4 protein-coding genes and 3 pseudogenes are annotated in these 5799 nt (G+C 65.9%); 2 read left to right on the forward strand and 5 right to left on the reverse strand.

Annotated features, from left to right (window positions below; all coding sequences use genetic code 11):
• Positions 1-149: 149 nt before the first annotated feature.
• A pseudogene (locus A6A27_RS06300) lies at positions 150-902 on the reverse strand (ISAzo13-like element transposase-related protein); the annotation flags it as partial.
• Positions 903-922: 20 nt separating this feature from the next.
• On the opposite strand from A6A27_RS06300, the gene A6A27_RS06305 reads away from it, so the two are divergent.
• On the forward strand, positions 923-2347 hold the full coding sequence (locus A6A27_RS06305; protein WP_143193917.1) for an IS4 family transposase: 1425 nt from the start codon (positions 923-925) through the stop codon (positions 2345-2347).
• A gap of 24 nt (positions 2348-2371) precedes the next feature.
• On the opposite strand, the pseudogene A6A27_RS06310 reads toward A6A27_RS06305, so the two are convergent.
• Positions 2372-3322, reverse strand: a pseudogene (locus A6A27_RS06310) (ISAzo13 family transposase); the annotation flags it as partial.
• Between the two features lie 426 nt (positions 3323-3748).
• On the opposite strand from A6A27_RS06310, the gene A6A27_RS06315 reads away from it, so the two are divergent.
• Positions 3749-4138, forward strand: coding sequence for a hypothetical protein (locus A6A27_RS06315; protein ID WP_143193918.1), 390 nt, complete (start codon positions 3749-3751; stop codon positions 4136-4138).
• Between the two features lie 225 nt (positions 4139-4363).
• Here A6A27_RS06315 and A6A27_RS06320 read toward each other — a convergent pair whose 3' ends face one another.
• From A6A27_RS06320 to A6A27_RS44160, 3 genes and pseudogenes are all read right to left on the reverse strand, one after another.
• A complete protein-coding gene (locus A6A27_RS06320) occupies positions 4364-4609 on the reverse strand; it encodes a hypothetical protein (protein WP_073833608.1) in 246 nt (81 codons plus the stop codon).
• A 438-nt stretch (positions 4610-5047) separates the two neighbouring features.
• On the reverse strand, positions 5048-5236 hold the full coding sequence (locus A6A27_RS42950) for a hypothetical protein (protein WP_143193919.1): 189 nt from the start codon (positions 5234-5236) through the stop codon (positions 5048-5050).
• A 349-nt stretch (positions 5237-5585) separates the two neighbouring features.
• Positions 5586-5799 (reverse strand): annotated as a pseudogene (locus A6A27_RS44160) (hypothetical protein); the annotation flags it as partial.

A 5799-nucleotide genomic window follows, 5' to 3' on the forward strand; every position in this document is an offset into this window, starting at 1 on the left:
GTGCATATGCCGGCGGGAGATCCCGGTGAACGCGGGATGGCTGAACACACGACGCGCCCACCGGATCGACACCCGAAGATCATCACCCATGCCGGACTGACGCCACCGACCGTCCTATTGCGCACGAGATCGTTAGGGCTCGCAGAGGATTAACACGCTGATTTGATCTTTGGTTGGGGTGGACCGTCTCCGGCGGCGAGGAAGGCGATGAGGTCTGCCGGCGTGGGGAACCGAGCCGTTGATGGTGTGATGGCGTATCCGTGCTGTTCCAGGAGTGGACGGGTCTGCGCAACGGCGATCGTGATCGTTTTTCGGTCGACGTTGAACAGCTCGGCCAGGACGGCTTGTGTGCACAGTTTGCGCAGGTAGAGCACGGTGGCCAGGATCCGATCGGCGTCGGCGAGCTTGATCGGTGGCCCCGCTCCGGCGGCGCGGCGGCGCTCGGCGCCACGGCGTGCCCGCCGGGTCTGCTCACGCTGTCGGGCTTGGGATTCGGCCAGCTCGGCGGCCAGCTCGTCGAGCTGGTGCCGGGGCATGCCGGTCAGTTCCGGGTGGGACAGCCGGCCCCTGTCCGGGGCGTGTTCGCCGCTTCGGTGGCCTTGGCTCTGCTCGGCGGGCGGTGGCGGGGGCTGTTCGTGGTGGGGGTGCAGGGTGTAGTTCCAGTCGCCGTGGAAGCGGTGCCGTCTCATCGGCAGGGCGGTGATCTGCGCGTCGCTGACCTGGGTGCCGGTCGGGTAGGTGCCGGTGTCGAGTTCGGCATGCACGGACAGGCCGGTGCGGGTGGTGGTGGCCGCGATCGACTGGACGATGACGTCGTGGCTGGTCAGCGGCCTGCCACGCCAGTTCATCGTGATGTGGGAGAACAGCCGGTGCTCGATTTTGTTCCATTTTGAGGTTCCGGGCCAATGCCGTTGTTTGAACGTTGAACTATCGCGGGCACAGGGTGATGACCTTGGCCACGACACGTCGCGTCGGCGGTGCTGTCATTGTTCGGGCCATGCATCCATGGATGGGAGTTTCTGGGCACGTGCGGTTGGGTTTGCTCACACGGTGGGTGACCCCGCAACTGGTGACGCAGACGTTGGCGGAGTGCGGCAAACGGGATTCCAGGCCCGGTGCGTTGCCGGCGGGGTTCATGGTCTACTTCGTCCTCGCCCTGGCTCTGTTCCAGCAGGACTCCTACGACGATGTCGCGGAGAATCTGGTGGGCGGGATCGACGGGATGGCCGAGTTCATCCCGAACAAGTCGTCTTTCACCCGTGCCCGGCAGCGGCTGGGGTCGCCGGTCCTGCGGGCGCTGTTCCGGCGGCTGGCCGGACCGCTGGCCCCCGACGACCTCACGGGGTCGTTCTACCAGGGCATGCGCCTGGCCGCGGTGGACGGGTTCGTGCTGGACGTCCCCGATTCGCCGACCAACCGGGCGGCGTTCGGCGGCCCGGTCAAATCCGGCCAGTCGGCGGGTTTTGCGCAGGTACGGGTGGTGACGCTGACCGAGTGCGGCACACATGCCCAGATGGACGCGGCGGTGGGCGGGTTCAACACCGGAGAGCCGGAACTGGCGATCGCCCTGGCGGGCTCGGCGAGGGGGATGCTCGTCATCATGGACCGCGGTTTCCCAGGCGTCGTCTTGTGGAAGGCGTATGCCGGGGCCGGGGCGCACCTGCTGCTGCGGGCCCGCTTGCCGGTGGCGCACCGGCCGGTAGAACACCTTCCCGACGGTACCTACCTGGCACGGATGAACCCGGCCGGGCAGAAGGGCGCCCACCCCGACGGTGTGCTGGTCCGGGTGATCGAGTACCAGGTCGACGGTGGTGAGACGGTCAGGCTCCTGACGGACCTGGTGGACCCAGTGGCCTATCCGGCGGCGGAGTTGGCAGCCCTCTACCATGAGCGATGGGAAGCGGAGTCGGCGTTCCGGCAGATCAAGACGTTCCAACGTGGACCGGCTGAAGTCTTGCGCTCGGGCGACCCGGACATGGTGCGCCAGGAGGTCTGGGCGCATCTGGTCGTGCATCATTGTCTGACCCGGATCGTCATGGGTCTGGCCGACGACCACGGGATCGACCCGGACCGTGTGTCGTTCATCAAGGTCCTCAAGCACGCCAGGCGCAGCGTGGTCCGGCAGTGCACGGACACTCCCAGGAAGATCAAACAGTTTCTGGCCGCCCTGGTTGGGAAGGTGAGCCGCAAGCTCGACAACGGCGTCCGGCGCTTACGCGAGGCAGATCGGTTCCTCAAGCGGCCAGACTCGAAGTACTCCTCGAAGCTGTCCTACCGGGTGAACAGTAGGGACCGCCGACCGACGCGACGTGTCGTGGCCAAGGTCATCACCCTGTGCCCGCGATAGTTCAACGTTCAAACAACGGCATTGGGTTCCGGGCGGCAGGTGACACACCGTGACCTCAAGGCCGGTCTCGGCGGCCAGGGCCGCAAGCTCGGTCTTCCACGCACGGGTGCGGTAACCGTTGGAGCCGCCCGCGTCGGCGGTGATCAGCAGCCGGCGTGCACGCGGATAGTCGCCTGCGCCGCGGGCGGACCACCAGCGGCGGATCGAAGCGACCGCGAACGCGGCAGTGTCGTGATCACAGCCAACATTGACCCAGCCGGTGTCCGCGGTCACGTCATAGATCCCGTACGGGATCGCCTTACCGACCTCCCGGTCGACGAAGTCATGTGTCTTGACCTGGACAGGCTCACCGGCCGGCCGCCATTCCCGCCCGCCGTTCCTGTAGAGCCCGACGAGCTCCTTCTTCTTGGTATCCACGCTGACCACCGGGTCCCCGGTGGCCTGATGGTCCTTGACCTGCTCGTTGAGATAGCGGAACTGCGCGTCGCGGTCCGGGTGCTGCTTGCCCTCGATCGTCTTGGCGTTGGCCTGCAGACTGAAGCCCTCGCCACGCAGCGCGTCGGCCACCGTGTCAGCCGAGATCTGCCACCCCTGCCGGGTCAACTCCTCGGCCAGCTTGCGGGTCGACTTCGTCGTCCACCGCAGCGGCGACATCGGATCACCGCGCATGTCGGGCTCGACCAACGCCAGCAACGCGCGACGCAACCCCGAGTCAAGATCCACCAATCGTTTGCGGCCCCCGCCCGGCCGGCGCGATCTGCCCAACGGCGCCTCACCAGCATCCAGATCAGACACGCCCCGCGACACCGTGCTCTCCGCGACACCAGCGGCCCGGGCTACCAGCCTAATACCGCCATGGCCCAGGACCCGAGCCTCGGCACCCATCAGCAGACGACGCTGCCGCTCATCCAGATGCGGGAACAAGACCCGGAACTTCGCGGCCAGTGTCTCCTCGGTCTCCGCCGTCACGCTCATACCACATTAGACAGTCGTCGTGCGGGAATCCGCTACTTATACTTCTGTGAGCCCTTAGATGCCGGCGCTTCGCGGCCTTGGCCGGAGCGTTCGCTGTCTCCTTGGATGCCTCTACCGCTACCGAGTGAGCTGTGCTGGAAGCAGTCCTGCGACAGTCCGTCCAGCGCATCACCGCGTTGCGGGCAGTGATACCGCTGTTCGATCGCGATCGGCAGCGTTGAGCAACCGAGATCGGGATCCTTCGGATGATGGGCAGGGCCTTCTGCATGAGCTCTTTGAAGTGCACCCTGCGGCCCCGCCAGCCGCTGTCGACGCGCTGCCCGAGTGTATGGCCGAAGTGGCTATTGCTTCATGCTGCCACAACGATTGACAACCACGGTTGTCGGCCAGATTCTGAAGTACGAGGCCACAGACGAGGGAGTCGCCATGCGGGATCTGACACCTGACGAGCGGCAGGACATGCGGTGGCAGTTGAGGGCGATCGCCATCGGTTGGGTGCAGCGGCTCGAGGAGGACGAACTGGATGCCGGGCGTGGGGCGGACCACGAGCCGAGCTGCGCCGAGCGGATGCGGACTCATCTCGCACGCATGACCGTCAGCGAGCAGATGCGCGGCCTGCTCGCCGACCTCGTGTCGGCAAGCGCAGAGGAAGCGGTGCAGTGGGGTGCCGGATATCCCCAGCTTGGCGCGGCGGTGGGTGCCAGCCGGCAGGCGGCGCGTAAGCGGTGGCCGAACCTGCCGATCGCGAAGAGGCGCGCTGCCGAGTGGAAGCAACCGCCAGGGGGTATCGGTTGGGCCGGCGAGAGCTGGGTTTGACCCACTTCGACGGACAGGGCTGATGTGTTGATCTACGCTAGCCTGCTGGTGGCGCACTCGGTTCCAACATTGCCTGCTCTGGGGGGCAGCCCGGCGAGCCAACTCAGCGACATCTCGCTTACAACCTCTGTGCAACGCGTCCGCACACGCCCGGGAACGGCTGCACGCTCGGAGGTTAGTCCATGCCAGTGCGCCTCAGCGTGCTGCCGTCCGGCGCGGTTGCTGTCAGCATTGCTGTCGGCGAAGCCACAGCGCCCAGCAAAGATACGCAGCGCCCACCACGGAGGACGACTCGTTGAGCCCCCACGACGGCACTCCGAACGGGTCGCCGCCCACCCAGACCTCAATGATCAACACCGCTAAGCCAAAGGCCAGGAACCAAGCACCCAACGTCGCCACCCGCTTCGCGGACACCGGGCCGTCCGTCTTGGTCATGCCGTTATGGAAGCAGGTCTTGCCACTGCTGGCCATCCCCCGAGTCCTCCCTTCGGCGCTCAAACCCACTCGGACGCAGGCCACCCCACAGCTCACCAACTACAGGTAGGAGGCCCTCCGGCCGGCCTGGTCATCGAGCCGACCACGCCTTGTCACCTGGGCAGACGTCGTCACCAGTGGTCGTCGTTGGTCCCTCACGATCGGCCTCCGACGGCCTGGTGACGGCCTGGGCCTGGTCGTCGTCGACCCCTCTGGGCTCACGTCGTTGATGGCTCAGGAAGCGGGCGTACCTCACGGTTATGCGGACCACGCTGGCGGCGGACACGCGTTATGGTTGTCTATGCCGTTAGCGCGTTCTGCCAACCGAATTTGGTGGCTTGGTCTGATCTCAGCGATCGCGATGACCGGGTGCGATTCCACACGCGAGATCGCATCCGAGCCCTTGCGGCAGACCTCTGGGCAACGGCAGGCAACTCAGTCGTCTGCACCGCCTACCGGTTCGGTCTGCCCGCCGACCGCGCAGTACACATCCCAGGATCTACAGGGCGCGGGTGACGGCGCAACGCTGTGGGCGATGCTGTTTTCAACTGCAGTGAGGACCAGCACGGAAATCAAGGTGGTCTGGCGCATGACCGGCAGTGGCGACTTCTCGATCAGCGCCACGGGTCCCGATGGAAAAGTCGTCAGGCCTGTCTGGGGTCCCGAGCCGCATGGCGGCAGCAACTGGAATCGGCCGGGCGACGAGTGGGGCACCGGTTGGGTCTTTCCCGCTGCTGGTTGCTGGACGATCAATGCGACGCGAACCAGCGGGACAGGATCCCTGGTGTTGCGGGTCGCTCAATAAGTTCGGTGGCTTTTGGACGTATAGGCACAAAACCTCTGCCGGGAATCGCGCGGGCTTTATCCCCGAGGGTCAGCCATCCCGATGCTGACTCGAAAATCGGTGAGTGAGTGGGCAGGGGAAGTTCCCCGGCGCCGGGTTGCGGGGCCGGGCTTGATGTGGAGGGCGTCGTCAGGCCGCGGCGGGTAGTTCGGATGGCGGTTGGAGGGTGACTTTCTGGCCGGTGAGGTGTTCGAGTTGGCGGATGAGGTCACGTTGGCGGCGCCGCTGGCTGATCTTCGACTCGTAGTAGTTCGGGCCCAAGTCTTGGTAGTGGGTATTCGGGTCGGACAGCAGGTGCCAGACGATGGTCAGTACCGAGTTGCCGAGGGCGACAATCGCGCGT

This window comes from Micromonospora sp. CB01531 (genome assembly GCF_001905095.1).
GTDB lineage: Bacteria > Actinomycetota > Actinomycetes > Mycobacteriales > Micromonosporaceae > Micromonospora.